The sequence below is a fragment of the Chitinivorax sp. PXF-14 genome, assembly GCF_040812015.1.
Taxonomy (GTDB): Bacteria; Pseudomonadota; Gammaproteobacteria; order Burkholderiales; family SCOH01; genus JBFNXJ01.
Genome location: NZ_JBFNXJ010000013.1, coordinates 123,408 through 140,645 on the forward strand (window position 1 = coordinate 123,408; position 17,238 = coordinate 140,645).

Below are 17,238 nucleotides of genomic sequence, written 5' to 3' on the forward strand. Positions count from 1 at the left end.
ATTCAATGCCCTTTATGCATTTGCGCGGTAGTCAATGCGGCGGTCTGCAACCCCGCAAACTCACGGTGCGCGACCAGATAATCCTGCATGGCATCATAGCCACCGTTGGAGACAGCGACCTGGCGCAACGCGGGGTCGTTGGCGGCCATCATCGGCGCAACGGCAACCGTATCTCCGCCCTGGCGGCCATGATTGAAGGCAAACCAGCCGACGGCAGCCACCGCCATGACGGATGCGGCTGCGGACATCGCCACGTAGCGCCGCGAAAAGCCGCTGGCCCGGCGATTGACAGCCTTGGGCGCAAAGATAACCGGCTCCGCAGCGAGCCGCTCGCTGAAGCGAGAGGAAAAATCTGCAGACAAAGGAGCGTCCTGTCGCAAGGAATCGCCGATCAGGTGGTAAAGCTGCCAATCCTCGGCAAGCTCTTGGTCGGACTTCAACGAAGACAGCAAATGGCTGACCGCCACATCGTCAAGTTCCCCGTCCATCAGTTGGGATAGTTGGTCTTTCATATTGTCTACCACCTCTTGTTTTTCCCGGTATCGAGCAAAGGACGCAATTGCACGGCGATGGCCTCGCGTGCGCGGAATATACGCGACCGGACGGTACCGATCGGGCAATTCATAATCGATGCAATATCTTCATAACTCAGCCCCTCCATCTCCCGCAGCGTGATGGCGGTGCGTAGCTCGTCAGGCAATGCCTCGACGGCTTCATTCACGGTATCGACTATCTGTCGATTCATTAGTTCGGTTTCCGGCGTATTCATATCCGGCAACCTTTCACCCGCCCCAGGCCCGTCGCCTTCGTCGTCATCGCCAATGTCCGCACTGACGGGAGCCCGTCGCCCCATCGAAACGAGATAATTCTTCGCCGTATTGATGCCAATACGATACAGCCACGTATAGAACGCACTGTCACCGCGGAACGTTGGAAGCGCCCGGTATGCCTTGATGAAGGCCTCCTGGGTGACATCTTCCACCTCTGCCGGATCGCGAATGAAGCGAGACAACAGGCGCGCCAGCTTGCGCTGGTATTTTCCGACCAGCAGCTCAAAAGCTCGCTTGTCACCCTGTTGGGCTCGCTCGACCAATTGCTGGTCGATCTCACGATCGCCCATTCACATCACTCCCTATTTTGTCGTTGTTCGCGAGGTATAAGTTCCATCTCGCATGCGAATCGGGCCAAGTATAGCCGCCGTTGTCGCGCACGGGAAACCGCGATTTTGCCAAACAGACTGGCGGCGTGAAGAATAGTTCATTTATCGCCGGACATATCTGCAGTCAACCAGCTCCCGAGGCGACCTTCGGGCAAGGCTGGTGATATAGTTGGGGCTTTGTCGTCATGGGTTCAAGCAGGATGCACTTCGACGTAGCAATCATCGGTAGCGGGCTCGCTGGCATGACGCTGGCGCTGCATCTGGCGGACCATCGCAAGGTCGCGCTGGTCACCAAAAAAGGCCTGATGGACGGGTCCAGCAATTGGGCTCAGGGCGGGATCGCCGCCGTACTCGACACACGCGACTCCATCGAGGCCCACATTCAGGACACACTGGTTGCGGGCGCCGGCCTGTGCGACGAAACGACCACGCGGTTCATTGTCGAAAACGCGAAGTCCGCCATTGAATGGCTGATCCGCCTTGGCGTGCCGTTTACCAAGGATGCACAGCACGAGACCGGCTTTCACCTGACCCGCGAAGGCGGCCACAGCCATCGGCGTATCATCCACGCGGCCGATGCCACGGGGGATGCGGTGATCAAGACCCTGGCCGGCAAGATTCGCTCGCACCCCAACATCACTGTTCTCGAAGAGCATATCGCCGTCGATCTGGTGACCGGGCGCAAGCTGGGCCTTGAGGAGAATGCCTGCCACGGCGTCTACGTACTGGACCGCAAGGCCGACCGTGTGTGCCTGATTTCAGCCGACCACACGGTGCTTGCCACCGGCGGCGCTGGCAAGGTCTATCTCTACACCACCAACCCGGACATCGCCACAGGCGACGGCATTGCCATGGGTTGGCGTGCGGGCTGCCGGGCGGCGAACATGGAATTCATCCAGTTCCACCCGACCTGCCTGTATCACCCTCACTCCAAGTCATTCCTGATCTCGGAGGCGGTACGCGGCGAGGGTGGCATCCTGCGCTTGCCCGACGGCACACGCTTCATGCCGGAGCACGATGAGCGGGCAGAGCTCGCTCCACGCGACATCGTCGCCCGGGCCATCGACTACGAGATGAAACGACATGGCCTCGACTGTGTATTTCTCGATATTTCCTACAAGCCGGCCCATTTCATCCAGGAACACTTCCCCACCATTTACAGCCATTGCCTGAGCCTTGGCATCGACATCACCAAGCAAGCCATCCCCGTCGTGCCGGCAGCCCACTACACCTGCGGCGGACTGATGACGGACCTCAAGGGCAGGACGGACCTGCCACGCCTGTACGCGGTGGGCGAAGTGGCGTGCACCGGGCTGCATGGGGCGAACCGCCTGGCTTCCAACTCGCTGCTCGAGTGCATGATTCTGGGGAAAGCCGCGGCGGATGACATCCTGCACGCACCCTCACCTGCCCGCATTGCCATTCCGGAGTGGGACGAGAGCCGCGTGACCGACCCCGACGAAGAGGTCGTCATCGCTCACAATTGGGACGAGCTGCGACGCTTCATGTGGGACTACGTCGGCATAGTGCGCACCAACAAGCGTCTGGAAAGGGCCCAGCACCGCATCAAGCTGCTGCGGGACGAAATTCACGAGTATTACAGTAATTTCCGCGTCAGCAACGATTTGATCGAGCTGCGCAATCTCGTACAGACCGCCGAGCTGATCATCCAGTGCGCACAACAGCGACACGAAAGCCGTGGGCTGCACTACAGCCGGGACTATCCCGACACCTCGCCCGAGGTACACAATACGGTTCTCATCCCGTAATCATGGCAAAGGGGGCATGTGCCCCCTTATTTGCGACGCCACCGAAGCCAGACGCGCAGCCGCCTCAACTCATGTTGATCCGCTGAGTCAGGCAACAGCAGGACCCATACCCTTGTTTGATCCTGCAACTGCAGGCGCAAGGAGCAGATGGCCGGCGTCACCAGCGAACCATCGAGCACCTCGGCCACGACCCATTGCTGACGGTACAGCGCACGCAACTCGCCACGTACAGACACCTCCAGCGCCAGGACGGCAAGGGCATCGTGCCGGGCCCATCCCCTCAAGGCACGAAGAAGACTCAGTATCACCGCCAAGCCGATGGCTGCCCGTATCCACAGCGGCAATGCCACGGTCAACAACACGGCCAGTAGCGCCACCAGGTGCGAGGCTACGAACCCCACGCCGAGCACGGTCGAACGCACAATGCGAATGGTGAGTGGAGGATAAGCGGACATCAGTAACGCACCATCTAGCTTGCCGATACCAAGCGTTGTTGCTATGAGCCCAGGGAAAACGTTCGCAGCATTCTCAGCGCCGTCGCCATGCCAGCGCTGAAGAACTCACCCAGCGAGCCGGACCAGTATGGCAGTGTCAGGTACAGCACCAAGAAACCAACCGACATTGTCAGCGGGAACCCTACCGCAAATACATTGAACTGTGGCGCCGCACGCGTCATCACGCCAATGGCCAAATTGGTGATCAACAGCGCAGCAACAACCGGTAAAGACAGCATGAGGCCGGTAATGAATATCTGCTGCCCCCAGAGGAACAGCAGCTTGAAACCATCCGCCACCAACGGCGTAATTTGCACGGGCAATAGCCTGAAGCTCTCAACCAAGGTGGAAATCACCACCAGATGGCCATCCATGGCGAAGAAGCTCAATATCCCGAACAGCGACGCAAACTGCGACACGACAGGCACCTGCGCCCCATGCTGGGGGTCGAAAAACATGGCAAAGCCCAGCCCCATCTGCAGACCGGCAAGATGGCCCGCCATTTCGATTGCAGTGAAGACCACACGCATCACCAACCCCATGGCCATACCGATGACGACCTGCTGCACCACGATAAGCAACCCATAGGCTGAGAACGGCGAGACGGCAGGCATCGGTGCCAATGCCGGTGCGATTGCCAGGGTAAGCAGGATGGAGAAACCGATCTTCACCTGCCCCGGGATGGTTCGTGAACCGAAAATGGGATCGGTAGCAACAAGCGCGAGCACCCTGACGAAAGGCCAGAAGAACATGGCCAGTAGCGTGGACAGGTCGCCGGAAGAAAAACTCACCATGCCGACAGCGTCAGCCGATCAGATTGGGAATGCTGGTGTACAAACGGATGGTGTAATCGGTCAGCAGCTCCAGCATCCATGGGCCAGCCACCACCATGACCGCGAACGTGCCCAGCAATTTGGGGATGAAGGAGAGCGTCATCTCGTTGATTTGCGTGGCTGCCTGGAAGATGCTGACCAACAGCCCCACCACCAGGCCCGTAATCAGCATCGGCGCGGCAATCAGCAACATGACTTCGATCGCGCGCTGAACAATGGTAATCACCATTTCAGGTGTCATGTATCCCCCGTATTACGAGTTGGTGTGAATCCGCTGAGGTATGGCCGCGCCACGGCTCTGGGTGCCGGCAAGAACACATAGGTGGCTACCTGATTGTAGCCGATGGCGTTGGCGGATCAGGCGCTCAGGTATAAAAGCTCTGTACCAGCGATGTCATCAGCAGCGTCCATCCATCCACTAGCACAAACAGCATGAGCTTGAATGGCAGCGAGATGATGACCGGTGACACCATCATCATCCCCATGGACATCAGCACGCTGGCCACCACCAGGTCAATGATGAGGAACGGCAGGAACACCAGAAAGCCTATTTGGAACGCCGTCTTCAACTCGCTTGTTACATAGGCGGGGATCAGCGTTTTCATGCTGACATCCTCAGGCCCGTTGGGCTTGGCGCTACCGGACAACTCGATGAACGTGGCCAGATCCTTCTGCCGGGTTTGGCGCAACATGAACTGTTTCAGCGGCTGGGCACCCTTATCCAGCGCCTGATTGAAGGTGATCTTGTCCTCGGCAAACGGCTGATAGGCATCGACATAGATTTTGTCAAGAACCGGCGACATGACAAACAATGTCAAGAACAGCGACAAGCCCACCAGCACCTGATTTGGCGGCGTAGTGGCCGTACCGAGCGCCTGGCGCATCAATGACAACACGATGACGATGCGGGTAAAGGCAGTCATCATCAGCAATATGGACGGCAGGAACGTCAGCGACGTGATCAACAGCAATGCCTGTACAGACAGGCTGTAATTCTGCCCGCCCCCAGGCGCAGGGCTGCTGTTGATGGCAGGCAGGCTGTCGGCAGCCATTGCCAGGCAAGGCAAGGCAACCAGTGTAATCAACCCTAGCCAACGAAATACGGCTTTCATTCGTGTTGCCCAGACGATTGAGAAGAAAGCGGTCCGTCGGCCTTGCGCTTCTGCAAGGCAGCCTGCAGCCATTTGGGAAACGTGGCTACTGCGCCGGGTTGATCTGCATCACCAGCCCCCTCCGGCTTGGGCATGGAGTGCAACAGGGAGACCTGCGCAGCGGTTACCCCCAATACCAGCCAATTGCTGTCCAATTCGACCACCACGATCCGTTCCTTGGGCCCGACCATCAACCCACCGACAACGCGCATGCCCGCCGCGCCGGAAAGCCCCCCGGGGGTCATGCGTTTCAGCAGCCAGGCACAAGCAGCAATCAGCGCCAGTACCAGCAACAAGCCAAGAAATACCTGAAAAATGCTGGTGGAAGGAGACGCAACAGGAGGAGGGGAAGCAGCGAAAGCTGCAGCAGGCAGCGCTGCGGCAAAGAGAACCAGCCCCCGCATCACTTGTGCAGACGCCGGATGCGCTCTTGCGGCGTCACAATATCCGTCAGACGGATACCAAACTTGTCGTTAACGACGACCACCTCACCCTGCGCGATCAGGCAGCCGTTTACCAACACATCCATGGGCTCGCCCGCCAGGCCATCGAGCTCGACGACAGAGCCCTGTGCGAGCTGCAACAAGCTGCGAATGGCGATCTTGGTGCGCCCCAGCTCAACCGTCAGGTTGACCGGGATATCCATGATCATGTCGAAATTGGGCGGAAGATCGGGCCGTTTTTCGATGGGTGCATCAAAGTTTTCAAATATATTGGCTGGGGCAGGCAGACTATCCGATGCACCAGGTTCCGCAGCACGCGCGGCGTCCGCGGCCTCCTGCTCCGCCAGCGCGGCGGCCCAATCATCCAATCCCTGCTCTTCGTCAGGTTGCGTATTCTGTTCTTCAGCCAAGGTCTTCTCCGCTACCCAGTTGGTCCGCGCCTGCCAGTACCTTGTTCACCTTGAGTGCATACTGGCCATTCTTCACGCCATATTTGCACTCGAACACAGGCACGCCGTCCACTTCGGCAACGATTGCTTCCGGAATTTCCAATGAAATGACATCCCCGACCTTGAGGTCGAGAATCTGCCCCAGCGTGACAGGTGCATGGCCCAGGTGAGCCACCAGATCTACCTCCGCCGCTTGAACCTGGCGGGACAACAACTTTACCCAGCGATTGTCCGCTTCCATACGGTCGGCCTGCATCGAGCTGTAGAGCAGGTCGCGAATCGGCTCGATCATAGCATAGGGAAAACAGACGTGAAAATCGCCGCCACCGGCGCCCAGCTCGATCTTGAAGGTAGCGGCAACGACCACTTCGGTCGGCGTCGCGATATTTGCAAACTGGGTATTCATCTCCGAGCGGACATACTCGAAGTCGACTTCGAACACCGGATCCCAGGATTTCTTGTATTCGTCGAACACCACCTGAAGCAGACGTCGAATGATGCGCTGCTCGGTCGCGGTGAAGTCGCGGCCTTCAACCCGCACATGGTAGCGCCCGTCGGAACCGAACAGATTATCGACGACCAGGAACACGAAATCCGGGTCGAAGATGAATAGCGCGGTGCCGCGTAGCGGCTTCATGTGGATCAGGTTGAGGTTGGTCGGCACCACCAGGTTGCGAATGAATTCGCTGTACTTGACAACGCGAACCGGGCCAACCGAAATCTCGGCACTACGCCGCATGAAGTTGAACAGCCCAACGCGCAGATTGCGGGCAAAGCGCTCGTTGATGATTTCCAGCGTAGGCATACGCCCACGCACGATGCGCTCCTGGCGACCGATATCGTAGTTGCGCACGGACGAAGCATCGCCCGCCTCTTCAACGGCATCCTCCTCACCGGTGACACCGCGCAGCAGCGCATCGACTTCTTCCTGGGAAAGGATATCGTCAGCCATGGCTCAGATCATTGCAGGATGAACGAAGACAATGTCACACCCTGAACGCCCTCCTCCTCGTCTACACCCATTGCTTCATTGATGGTCTTTTTCAATTCGTCTATCAGCTTCTGCTTACCCTGCGGGGTCTTGAGCTCATCTGCCTTCTTGGAGGACAAGAGCAGGATGACATTGTTGCGAATCTTCGGCATATAGGACTTCAATGTCTCTTTCATATGCTCATCGTGAAGCTCGACATTCAGCTCGGTCTGCAGCATTTCGTTGCTGTCGCCGACCAGATTGACGGTAAAGACTTCAAGCTTCTCAAAGACAGGAGCAGCTTCCTTGTCCTTTTTCTTCTTTTTATCCTTCTTCTTGACGACCTCTTCCTGCCCCGCCTCCTGATCACCGTGCCCACTGCTACCGGACAGCATCAGCGCCGCCACGACCCCGCCGACGACCAGCAGCAGGACGAGCACGACCGCCACGATGATGATCAACATCTTCTTACTTTTTGGTTTTTCTTCGGCCATCCCTGAATTTCCATGCGCTTCGGGCGCGTAAACAGTTAGTCGGCGATCCTGAGTCAAACTTTAGCAGGCCCGACCATATTCCCCAAAAGATAATGCAAAACAATTATATCCAAAACCGAGTTTAAGTACTTTCACAATACGCTCGCGGCGATCATCTCGCATTGCCCACTCAATTCAGGCCAGGATACTGATATTCAGGTCGAACGCCCCCCTACGCCACCCCAACTCCGTATCCTTGACCTCTTCCGGCCGTGCAAAACGCTGGCGAGGCGACTGTTGCTGCTGTTGCTGCCGTGCCATGGACTGGTCACCAACAAGCACGCTCCCCATGGAGATACCATTTTCACCGAACATGCTGGAAAGCCTGGGCAGAGCCGACTCGATCACGTCACGCACAGCCGCATGTGGCGAAACGAACATCAGATTTGCCTGGTCATTCTGGATCGTTACCCGCACCTCGAGCGGCCCCAGGTTGGGCGGATTCAGCTGCATCTCGGCGACCTGCTGCTTCTGGTTTGTCATCCAGATCAGGTTATGGCCAAGCTCTTTTGACCAGGTTTGACCATCAGACAACGAACTTGCCAACGGCAATGAAACCGGTGCCGATGTCGACGCCGCATGACCAAGGCCGTTCGACGTGTGCGGCACAAGCTGAGACACCAGCGGGCTCGACGCCCCCCCTTGAGCAGGCGTCAGCGCATCAGCCAATTCCGAAGAAAAGTCGTTCGAATGCGGCAAATTCTTGCCGCCGATGGCAGTTTCTGCCGGGTCGGCAAGCAGTCGATCCACAGAAAGCCCCCCTCGCTCACCCACCAAATGACTCGCCAAAGACATCGCCTGGAGCCCCCCCCCCTGTTGGGCTGGATGCTCATCTTGACGATTCTCGGCGGGCCTCTGCAGCTGCATGTGTAGATTCACAATCGCCGCGGCCATTGGATTCTGGGCTAGTCCCAACGCGTCCGGCAGCAGCGTCTCGGCCTTACCATCTGCAGCAGGCGATTCATCTGAAACGACATCACTCGAGGCATCCGAGTCCGAATCCCGCAGCGACAGCTCACCCCTTCCCTGCACCACCCTACCAACCATGGCCTGTTGCAGAGACTGGCCGAAATCGGCAGTATTGGCCGTCCCAGCCAAGTCGTTATCGGGCAGGTTCGCCGGCATGGGAGTCGGGTTGATGGGGGTTAGATTGATTCCATTACTCATGGCCGTTCAGTTGCTCCAGCGGAGTCCGATACTCACAATTCATGGACACACTTCAAGCAAAAATCAGGCCAGATAACTTCAGCATTTAATACAAATGAGCAATATCACCAGCATCCCAACAGAAATCTTGATGAAGATCGAGGCTGAGTGTCCCGAGCTGGCCCCGCTCGTCATCGAACTGGCGGCAACGACACAGGCGAGCACCGCGAGGGTAATCGAGGGGCGGCTGGCGCAACGCTACCTCGCCAAACCACACACACTGACCGCCGAACAAGCGCTGGCCTTAGGTGCCTGCCTACATGGCAGAGCCTACGGCGATATCAGCCCACGCCAGCTACATTGAAGTACCGCGCCCCCTCAAAGCATCAGAGGTCGCGGACACCCCAAGCCACCAATCAATTCAGTGAGACCTTGGCAAATTTGCGTTTGCCCACCTGCAGCACCACGCTTTGCCCCTTGGCAAGCTGAAGCCCCTTGTCACTGACTTTCTCGCCGTCGGCCTTGACGCCACCCTGCTCGATCATGCGCATTGCCTCGGAGGTTGAGGTCGTCAACCCTGCCAGCTTCAGCAACTGGACGATGCCCACGACATCGCCATCGAGCGTCAGATTGACCTCTGGCACATCATCGGGGATCGCACCACGCTGGAAACGTGCCTCGAAATCCGCCAGTGCAGCCTCGGCATCCGCCTGGCAATGGAAACGGGCAACCAGCTCCTGCGCCAGCATCACCTTGACGTCACGCGGATTGCGCCCGCCAGCCACGGCCAGCTTGAGCTCTGCGATCTCGGCAAGCGGACGGAAGCTGAGCAGCTGATACCAACGCCACATCAACTCATCGGAGATCGACATCACCTTGCCGAAGATGTCATTTGGCGCCTCGTCGATACCAATGTAATTAGCAAGCGACTTGGACATCTTGTTGGCGCCGTCCAGCCCCTCCAGCAACGGCATCATCAGAACCACCTGCGGCGCCTGAGCATGCTGTTTCTGCAGCTCCCGCCCCATCAGCAGGTTGAACTTCTGGTCGGTCCCGCCAAGCTCGACATCAGCCTTTAGCGCGACAGAGTCGTAGCCCTGCATGAGCGGGTAGAGAAACTCATGGATTGCGATCGGCTGGTTGCCCTTGAAGCGCTTGGAAAAATCATCGCGCTCCAGCATTCGCGCCACAGTGTGGCTTGCAGCAAGCTTGAGCATGCCGGCGGCGCCAAGCGCCTCCATCCATTCCGAGTTGAAGCGCACCTCGGTCTGCTCTGGCTTCAATATCTTGAACACCTGATCAGCATAGGTCTTGGCATTGTCGGCGATCTGCTCGCGCGTCAACGGCGGACGGGTCGCATTCTTGCCGGTGGGGTCGCCGATCAGGCCGGTGAAATCGCCGATCAGGAAGATGACCTGATGCCCGAGATCCTGAAACTGGCGCATTTTGTTCAGCAAGACGGTGTGGCCAAGATGCAGGTCAGGTGCGGTGGGATCAAAGCCCGCCTTGATGCGTAGTGGACGGCCGCTCTTGAGCTTTTCGACCAGCTCGGCTTCAATCAGCAGCTCTTCGCAGCCGCGCTTGATTTCATCGAGTGCGTGTTGAACATCGACAGCCATGTGAAACTCTTTCTCGCAATTGAACTCTAGAAGCATTCGCCGCTTACCCGCCCCATTGCAGAGCCAGGCGGCACGCACACCCTCAACTGAAACGTAACCCATTGCTGCAACGATACATTTTCTTTGCGCATGGATATTTTTCTGTTACCCTCTCGCCAGTTTTAGGGATCGCTAATTTACGAATGCTGTTACAAAAACTCGCTAATCTAACACAAAAAACCGCCGGCAAACCCGCAGCACACAAGCTACGCTGGTTGCTCGGGCTCTCGTCCATTCCGCTATTCGGCACGATTGCAGCCTTTGCCGTCGCGCCCGCCGACAGCCTGGAGCCGACCGCCCCCATCAGCGTCACGGAAGAGCTGGCGATCAAACTGCCGGGTGACGCAAGCAATCACGACGAAGCCTTCTGGCGTGAAGAGCGGGTGCGGCCCGGCGATACACTGGCAAGCATTCTCGCAAGAATGCAGGTGAACGATGCCGAAGCCGAAGCCTTCATCCGCGAGAACGACGCAGCCAAGCCATTCTACCGTCTGCGCACGGGCAAGACGCTGAGCGCGAAGAGTACCGACAATGGCCGCCTGATCGAGCTCAGCTACCTCGATAGCGACGGCAATCTGACCACGCTGCGCCGGAACAACGGCCGCCTCCAGGTGCAGACCGCAGCGCCGCAGTATCAGAGCGTTGCAGTCATGAAATCCGGCATGATCAACAGCTCGCTGTTTGCCGCGACAGACAAGGCCAACCTGCCCGACGCCATCGCCATGCAAATGGTCGACATCTTCGGCGCGGAAATCGATTTCCACAAAGACCTGCAGAAAGGTGACCGCTTCACGCTGGTCTATGAAATGCTCACGCTCAACGGCGAGCAGGTCAAGCCAGGAAAAGTGCTGGCGGCCGAGTTCATCAATGGCGGCAAGACTTACCAGGTGGTCTATTTCGTCGATCGCGACGGCAAGGAAGGCTACTATTCCGCCGACGGCAAAAATCTGAAGAAGGCATTTTTGCGCTCCCCGCTCGAGTTCTCCCGTATCAGCTCCGGCTTCACCGTCGCACGCTTTCACCCCATCCTGCAAAAATGGCGCGCCCACAAGGGAGTCGACTTTGCTGCGCCGATCGGCACCCGCGTCAAGGCAACGGCAGACGCCGTGGTGGACTACGCCGGCCAGATGGGCGGCTATGGCAACCTGCTCGTACTGAAGCACAACGGCAAATACAGCACCGCCTATGGCCATCTCAGCGGCTTCGCAGCTGGCATCCACAAGGGTAGCAGGGTATCGCAGGGTGACGTCATCGGTTTCGTCGGGCAGACAGGCTGGGCGACAGGCCCCCACCTTCACTACGAGTTCCGCGTTGACGGAGAAGCACGTGACCCACTAACCAATGTCGTGCCCATTGCCAATCAGTTGGCTGGTACCAGCATGGCAGCCTTCCATAAGGTTGCCTCGGAACGCCTGCACGTGCTCGATCAGCTGCGCAACACCAACCTGGCCAAGCTCGACTGAGCACCGCCTTTGTAGCGATAAACGCCGCGCATCTGCGCGGCGTTTTGCTTTTCTGTGCAGCGTCTTGCTAAGCTCCGCGCCATGAGCACCACATCCAAGCTATTTGTCGGACTGATGTCCGGCACCAGCCTCGACGGCATTGACGCCGCCCTGGTCGACTTCAGCAGCGGCCAGCCCAGCCTGGTTGCCACCCATTACCAGCCATACGATGGGCAGCTGGTGCAGGCTCTTCTGGACATCCACCATCCCGGCCAGAACGAACTACATCGCGCCGCCATGCTCGGCAACGCGCTGTCCCACCACTATGCCGATACCGTCCACAAGCTGCTGGCGACGGCGGGCATCGGGCCCGCGCAGGTCACCGCTATCGGCAACCATGGGCAGACTATTCGCCACCACCCGGACAGCCACTACACGCTCCAGTTAGGCAATCACGCCCTGCTGGCCGAACTGACGGGCATCTCGGTCATCGGCGATTTTCGCAGCCGCGATATGGCCGCCGGTGGCCATGGCGCGCCGCTCGTGCCGGCCTTCCATCAGGCGGTATTTGGTCAGGCTGACGAAGGCCGGGCGCTGGTTAATATCGGCGGCATTGCCAACATTACCTGCCTGCCAGGAAATGGCGCAGTCCGCGGCTTTGATACTGGCCCCGGCAATCTGCTAATGGATGCGTGGATACAGGCCCATCGGGGCAAGCGCTATGACCAGGACGGCGCGTGGGCGAGCTCGGGGCAGGTTGCCGAGCCGCTATTGCAGCAATGGCTTGAGGACCCCTACTTTGTCTCGCCACCGCCGAAAAGCACCGGTCGTGACTACTTCAACCTCGACTGGTTGAAGGCAACCCTGCCGGATAGCATGCAGCCCGCCGATGTCCAGGCCACCCTGCTCGAACTGACGGCTCGCAGCGTCGCGGATGCCATACACCGATTCTGCCCAGGCCTGGACACGCTGTTTGTCTGTGGCGGCGGCGCCCGCAACTCGACCTTGCTGGCGCACATTGGCGCACTGCTGCCACAGATCAAGGTCGACAAGACCGATGCGCTCGGGATCGATGCCGACTGGGTCGAGGCCATCGCGTTTGCATGGCTCGCCTGGCGTTTCGACCAGCGTTTGCCGGGCAATCTGCCGGCGGTGACCGGCGCAGCGGGGCCACGCATCCTCGGCGCGCTCTACCCAGCCTGAAGCCACGACGCACCGCACACACACATCAACAACCAGCCCAACCTATTGCGGCCATGCAAGATTTACCGGGAGATGCCATGAGTGGCACAGGCCAATTCTCATTGCTGAAGACACGCCGTTTTCTGCCCTTGTTCGTGACCCAGTTCTTCGGCGCGTTCAACGACAATCTGCTGAAAAACGCCGTGGTCGTGATGATCAACTTTCATGGCATGCGCATGCTGGGCCTGGCGCCCGAGCTGATGATCCAGCTTGCAGCGGCCCTGTTCATCCTGCCTTTCTTCCTGTTTTCCGCGACGAGCGGGCAAATCTGCGAGAAGTACGACAAGGCAATCGTCGCGCGCTTCGTGAAACAACTCGAAATCGTCATCATGCTGGTTGCCGGACTTGGGTTCCTGCTTCATAACGGCGTGATACTGATGTCGACCGTCTTCATGATGGGGATCCATTCGGCCCTGTTCGGGCCACTCAAGTATTCCGTACTCCCGCAGTATTTACACCCGGACGAATTGGTGGGCGGCAATGGCCTGATCGAAATGGGGACGTTTGTCTCGATCATCCTCGGCCAGGTCGCCGGTACACTGCTGATCGACCACGATCCATCCCGCACCGCAATCATCACGGCCTTGCTGCTCTGCGCCATGATCGGCTACGGCGCGGCACGGCAAATGCCGACGGCGCCCAGCTCGATATCCGGCCTGCAGGTGGACTGGAATTTTGCTCGCCAGACCTGGCAGATCATTGGCCACGCCAAGCAAAATCGTGCGGTATGGCTGTCGCTGCTTGGCATTTCGTGGTTCTGGTTCCTGGGTGCCATCTATCTATCCAAGCTACCGACCTACGCCTCATCCGTGCTCGGTGGCGATGCGAGCGTCTACACCTTCCTGATGACGCTGTTCTCGCTCGGCGTAGGCCTGGGCTCGATGTTTTGCGACAAACTGTCGGGCCGGAAGGTGGAGCTGGGTCTGGTGCCTTTTGGCTCGATCGGACTATGCCTGTTCGGTATCGACCTGTATTTCGCCACCCCGCCCAGGGCCAGCACTGAAATCGACTGGCTGACGCTCGCCACCCAGCTGCAATACTATCGACTCGTCGCAGATTTCATGCTGATCGGCATCTTTGGCGGCTTTTACATTGTGCCGCTCTACGCGTTGATCCAGTCGCGCTCGGAGCCCGCGTTCCGTTCGCGTGCCATCGCCGCCAACAACATCCTCAACGCCCTCTTCATGGTTGTCTCGGCTGCGTTTGCCGCCGTGATGGCTGCTTTCGGAGTCGACATTCCCACGGTGCTGCTGGTGTCGGCACTGCTGAACCTGCTGGTGGCCGGCTATATCTACACCTTGCTGCCGGAATTCCTCATGCGCTTTCTGGTGTGGATCATCACCCATGCCATGTACCGGGTTCGCCACGACGGGCTCGACAACATTCCGGACGAAGGCCCGGTGGTGATCGTCTGCAACCACGTGAGCTTCATGGACCCGCTGATCATTGCCGGTGCCTGCCGCCGCCCGGTGCGCTTCGTCATGGATCACCAGATTTTCAAGATACCGGTGCTGAACTTCATCTTCCGCACTGCACGCGCGATTCCGATCGCCCCGGCGAAGGAAGACCCCGACATGAAGACCCGGGCCTTTGAGCGGGTTGCAGAGGAACTCGCCGCCGGCGAAGTCGTCTGTATCTTCCCCGAGGGCAAGATTACCTATGATGGCGAGCTCAACCCGTTCAAGTCCGGCATTGAAGAGATCGTCGCACGCACGCCAGTACCGGTCGTTCCCATGGCGCTGCGCGGCATGTGGGGCAGCTTCTTCAGCCGCAAGGGCGGGCCTGCCATGGGGCGCATCCCACGCCGTTTCTGGTCGAAGATTTCGCTGGTCGCCACCCACCCACTTGCCCCCGAACAGGTGACCGCAACAGGCCTGCAGCAACAGGTGCAGGCCTTGCGCGGCAACGCCCGCTAGCACGGCCGAGTAAACACTCTAGCGTGTGATATACTCGCATGACATTTGACTGAATCCTGGAGTCCCCATGTTGTCACCGAAATCTGCCCTGCTGGCCGCTACCTTCGTCGCAGTACTGGCTGCATGCCAAGGGGGCAGCGGGGGGGGCAGCAATGACAACGGAGGGAGCACAACACCCACGCCGACCCCGACGGAAACCGCAACCAAAGTCACCGGCACCGTCGCGGCAGGCACGGCCATTGCCAATGCAACCGTCGTGCTCAAGGCCTGGGACGCCAACGGTAATTCGGTGACAGCCAAGGGTGTGTTGACGGACACACTCGGCAATTACACCATCAACCTCACCACGGCCTACAAACCACCGTATCTTGTCGAAGTCACAGGCATTGTTGCCGGCCAGACGCGTAGTTACCACTCGCTGGCCTTCGACGAGCTCAATGCATCCCGTACCAGCGCCAATATCAACGTGACACCGTTGACCGAGGTCATCTACGCCAATGTCGTTGGGGGGCTGCCGCAGCTCGCATTCGCCAGCCCCGTTCTCGCAAACTACGATCGGAATACGGCTACCACCGCCGAATTCAACCTGCGCAACAGCCTTTACAATTTCCTGGTGGCGACCGGCATCACCCGCCCCGATAACATCGACCTGATCCGGACCGGCTTCAGCGCCAACCATACCGGCATGGACAAGGCGCTCGATCTGCTCAGCGTGGTGCCATCGATTGACGGCAGCAAGTTCGCCCTGTTCAACAAGGCGGATTTCAGCAACAAGGTCGTGCTCGACCTGAGCACCAGGAGCTACAGTGGCAGTCTGCCCGCTACCGCGCCGAGCGATCTGTCCAGCATTGGCAGCTTTGCCGACAGGTTGACCGCCCTGTTCGCAAACGGGGTGCCAAGCGACAGCCAGCTCGATCAAGTCGTTTCGAGCAGCTATATGAACGATGGCACCAACGCCGCGGCGCTGAAGGCTGAGCTTTCGAACAGCTCTTATGCCCGTGCCACGTATTCGCTGGAAAGCGTCGTCGGGGTCACCGGCAATCAGTACCAGGTGGTGATCCGCATTCGCGACGTCAGCGGCAACACCATTTTTCAGACCACGACGATTGCACTGGCGGCCGACGGCTGGCGTTTCGTCGGCAATGGCAGCCCGACCGAGATTGACCTGGCCACCTTCTTTGCCAATCGCTTCGACAGCGCCGGCAACCCGCTGGCGTCGGGCGCCACCAGTTCAGGCCTGATTCTGCGCGTGCTCGATAACAGCAATCTGGGCGTCGACCACGTTGTCGTCAAGGGCAAGGGAATTCCTGCTGCAGGCGTCACCTTATATCGAAGCCAGGCGCAGGGCTGCGCCGTGTTCACCCTGGTTCCGAGCCTGTGCGAAACCCGCTATGATTTCGCGGAGCCATCCGCCGTTCAGGACGATTTCGGCTATCAGTACGAATTCCTGCTCTATCACAGCCCGACCGACACCAGCCCCACCAGCTACAAGGCATCGTTGCCCGTGAAACCGCTGCTGGCGACAGACAATGTGGCGCCGAAGATGATCCTGCCGGCCACCATTGCCAACAGCGATGGCACGCAAGTCAACAACCCCACGCTGACTACCTGGCGCGGCTACACCACGGGCGACCTGCCGGTTTACTGGGCGCTCAATAGCGGTAGCGTGACCGACAACCTGCTGACGTTCACCATCGGCCTTGAGATCAAGACCTGCCAGCTTGGCATCGTCAACATTGCCCAGACTGTCGCAAACGCGAACTACCAGGATACGGCAGGCAATCGTGAAATCATCTTCACGACCGACAAGAACAAGAGCAGTGACACAAATCCTAACAATCCGACCTTGGCCCAGAACTTCCTCTTCAACAACGGCCAGGGCCTGAGCAACGTGCTGGCCCGTGAGCTCAAGCTCACCACGCTCGATAGCTATGGTCGGGTTTACTTCACGACCTACAGCGACAACCCAAGCGCGACCAGCTGCCATTGAGCCATTCGGCCCCCACGGGGGCCGATTAGGAATAATGCTGATG

18 protein-coding genes are annotated in these 17,238 nt (G+C 58.8%); 6 read left to right on the top strand and 12 right to left on the bottom strand.

The window, feature by feature from the left end; genetic code table 11:
- Positions 1-2: 2 nt before the first annotated feature.
- Positions 3-512 (bottom strand): sigma-E factor negative regulatory protein, encoded by a 510-nt coding sequence (locus ABWL39_RS15745; protein ID WP_367793290.1) that lies wholly within the window; start codon positions 510-512, stop codon positions 3-5.
- Positions 513-517: 5 nt separating this feature from the next.
- Positions 518-1,120 (bottom strand): RNA polymerase sigma factor RpoE, encoded by a 603-nt coding sequence (gene rpoE / locus ABWL39_RS15750; RefSeq protein WP_367793293.1) that lies wholly within the window; start codon positions 1,118-1,120, stop codon positions 518-520.
- A 239-nt stretch (positions 1,121-1,359) separates the two neighbouring features.
- Between rpoE and nadB the strand changes: the two genes are divergently transcribed.
- Positions 1,360-2,928, top strand: a complete 1,569-nt coding sequence (gene nadB, locus ABWL39_RS15755; RefSeq protein WP_367793413.1) for an L-aspartate oxidase — start codon at positions 1,360-1,362, stop codon at positions 2,926-2,928.
- Between the two features lie 26 nt (positions 2,929-2,954).
- Here nadB and ABWL39_RS15760 read toward each other — a convergent pair whose 3' ends face one another.
- The 9 genes from ABWL39_RS15760 to ABWL39_RS15800 all read right to left on the bottom strand — a co-directional run bounded on the left by ABWL39_RS15760 (position 2,955) and on the right by ABWL39_RS15800 (position 8,968).
- Positions 2,955-3,383, bottom strand: coding sequence for a protein YgfX (locus ABWL39_RS15760; protein ID WP_367793296.1), 429 nt, complete (start codon positions 3,381-3,383; stop codon positions 2,955-2,957).
- A gap of 41 nt (positions 3,384-3,424) precedes the next feature.
- Complete coding sequence (gene fliR, locus ABWL39_RS15765) at positions 3,425-4,216, bottom strand: flagellar biosynthetic protein FliR (protein WP_367793299.1); 792 nt, start codon at positions 4,214-4,216, stop codon at positions 3,425-3,427.
- Positions 4,217-4,226: 10 nt separating this feature from the next.
- Positions 4,227-4,496, bottom strand: a complete 270-nt coding sequence (fliQ, locus tag ABWL39_RS15770; protein ID WP_367793302.1) for a flagellar biosynthesis protein FliQ — start codon at positions 4,494-4,496, stop codon at positions 4,227-4,229.
- Between the two features lie 124 nt (positions 4,497-4,620).
- Positions 4,621-5,367 carry a flagellar type III secretion system pore protein FliP gene (gene fliP, locus ABWL39_RS15775; protein ID WP_367793305.1) on the bottom strand — a complete coding sequence of 249 codons (747 nt, stop codon included), beginning with the start codon at positions 5,365-5,367 and terminating at the stop codon, positions 4,621-4,623.
- Positions 5,364-5,810 (bottom strand): flagellar biosynthetic protein FliO, encoded by a 447-nt coding sequence (fliO, locus tag ABWL39_RS15780; RefSeq protein WP_367793308.1) that lies wholly within the window; start codon positions 5,808-5,810, stop codon positions 5,364-5,366. The genes fliP and fliO overlap by 4 nt, the downstream gene beginning before the upstream one ends.
- On the bottom strand, positions 5,810-6,259 hold the full coding sequence (gene fliN / locus ABWL39_RS15785; protein ID WP_367793311.1) for a flagellar motor switch protein FliN: 450 nt from the start codon (positions 6,257-6,259) through the stop codon (positions 5,810-5,812). The genes fliO and fliN overlap by 1 nt, the downstream gene beginning before the upstream one ends.
- Positions 6,252-7,250: a flagellar motor switch protein FliM gene (gene fliM / locus ABWL39_RS15790; protein WP_367793314.1), complete on the bottom strand. Its 999-nt coding sequence runs from the start codon at positions 7,248-7,250 to the stop codon at positions 6,252-6,254. The genes fliN and fliM overlap by 8 nt, the downstream gene beginning before the upstream one ends.
- A gap of 8 nt (positions 7,251-7,258) precedes the next feature.
- Entirely contained in the window at positions 7,259-7,762 is a 504-nt protein-coding gene (locus tag ABWL39_RS15795) for a flagellar basal body-associated FliL family protein (protein ID WP_367793317.1), read from the bottom strand.
- Positions 7,763-7,936: 174 nt separating this feature from the next.
- The gene (locus ABWL39_RS15800; RefSeq protein ID WP_367793320.1) at positions 7,937-8,968 is read right to left on the bottom strand and encodes a flagellar hook-length control protein FliK; all 1,032 of its coding nucleotides are present in this window, start codon (positions 8,966-8,968) and stop codon (positions 7,937-7,939) included.
- A 94-nt stretch (positions 8,969-9,062) separates the two neighbouring features.
- Here ABWL39_RS15800 and ABWL39_RS15805 point away from each other — a divergent pair, with 94 nt between their 5' ends.
- Complete coding sequence (locus ABWL39_RS15805) at positions 9,063-9,311, top strand: hypothetical protein (protein ID WP_367793323.1); 249 nt, start codon at positions 9,063-9,065, stop codon at positions 9,309-9,311.
- A gap of 52 nt (positions 9,312-9,363) precedes the next feature.
- Here ABWL39_RS15805 and tyrS read toward each other — a convergent pair whose 3' ends face one another.
- A complete protein-coding gene (gene tyrS, locus ABWL39_RS15810) occupies positions 9,364-10,566 on the bottom strand; it encodes a tyrosine--tRNA ligase (protein WP_367793326.1) in 1,203 nt (400 codons plus the stop codon).
- A 101-nt stretch (positions 10,567-10,667) separates the two neighbouring features.
- Here tyrS and ABWL39_RS15815 point away from each other — a divergent pair, with 101 nt between their 5' ends.
- From ABWL39_RS15815 to ABWL39_RS15830, 4 genes are all read left to right on the top strand, one after another.
- Positions 10,668-12,068, top strand: a complete 1,401-nt coding sequence (locus tag ABWL39_RS15815; RefSeq protein WP_367793330.1) for a peptidoglycan DD-metalloendopeptidase family protein — start codon at positions 10,668-10,670, stop codon at positions 12,066-12,068.
- Between the two features lie 81 nt (positions 12,069-12,149).
- Entirely contained in the window at positions 12,150-13,250 is a 1,101-nt protein-coding gene (locus ABWL39_RS15820; protein WP_367793333.1) for an anhydro-N-acetylmuramic acid kinase, read from the top strand.
- Between the two features lie 77 nt (positions 13,251-13,327).
- Positions 13,328-15,205 carry an MFS transporter gene (locus ABWL39_RS15825; RefSeq protein ID WP_367793336.1) on the top strand — a complete coding sequence of 626 codons (1,878 nt, stop codon included), beginning with the start codon at positions 13,328-13,330 and terminating at the stop codon, positions 15,203-15,205.
- A 67-nt stretch (positions 15,206-15,272) separates the two neighbouring features.
- Positions 15,273-17,195, top strand: a complete 1,923-nt coding sequence (locus tag ABWL39_RS15830) for a hypothetical protein (RefSeq protein WP_367793339.1) — start codon at positions 15,273-15,275, stop codon at positions 17,193-17,195.
- Positions 17,196-17,238 lie beyond the last annotated feature (43 nt).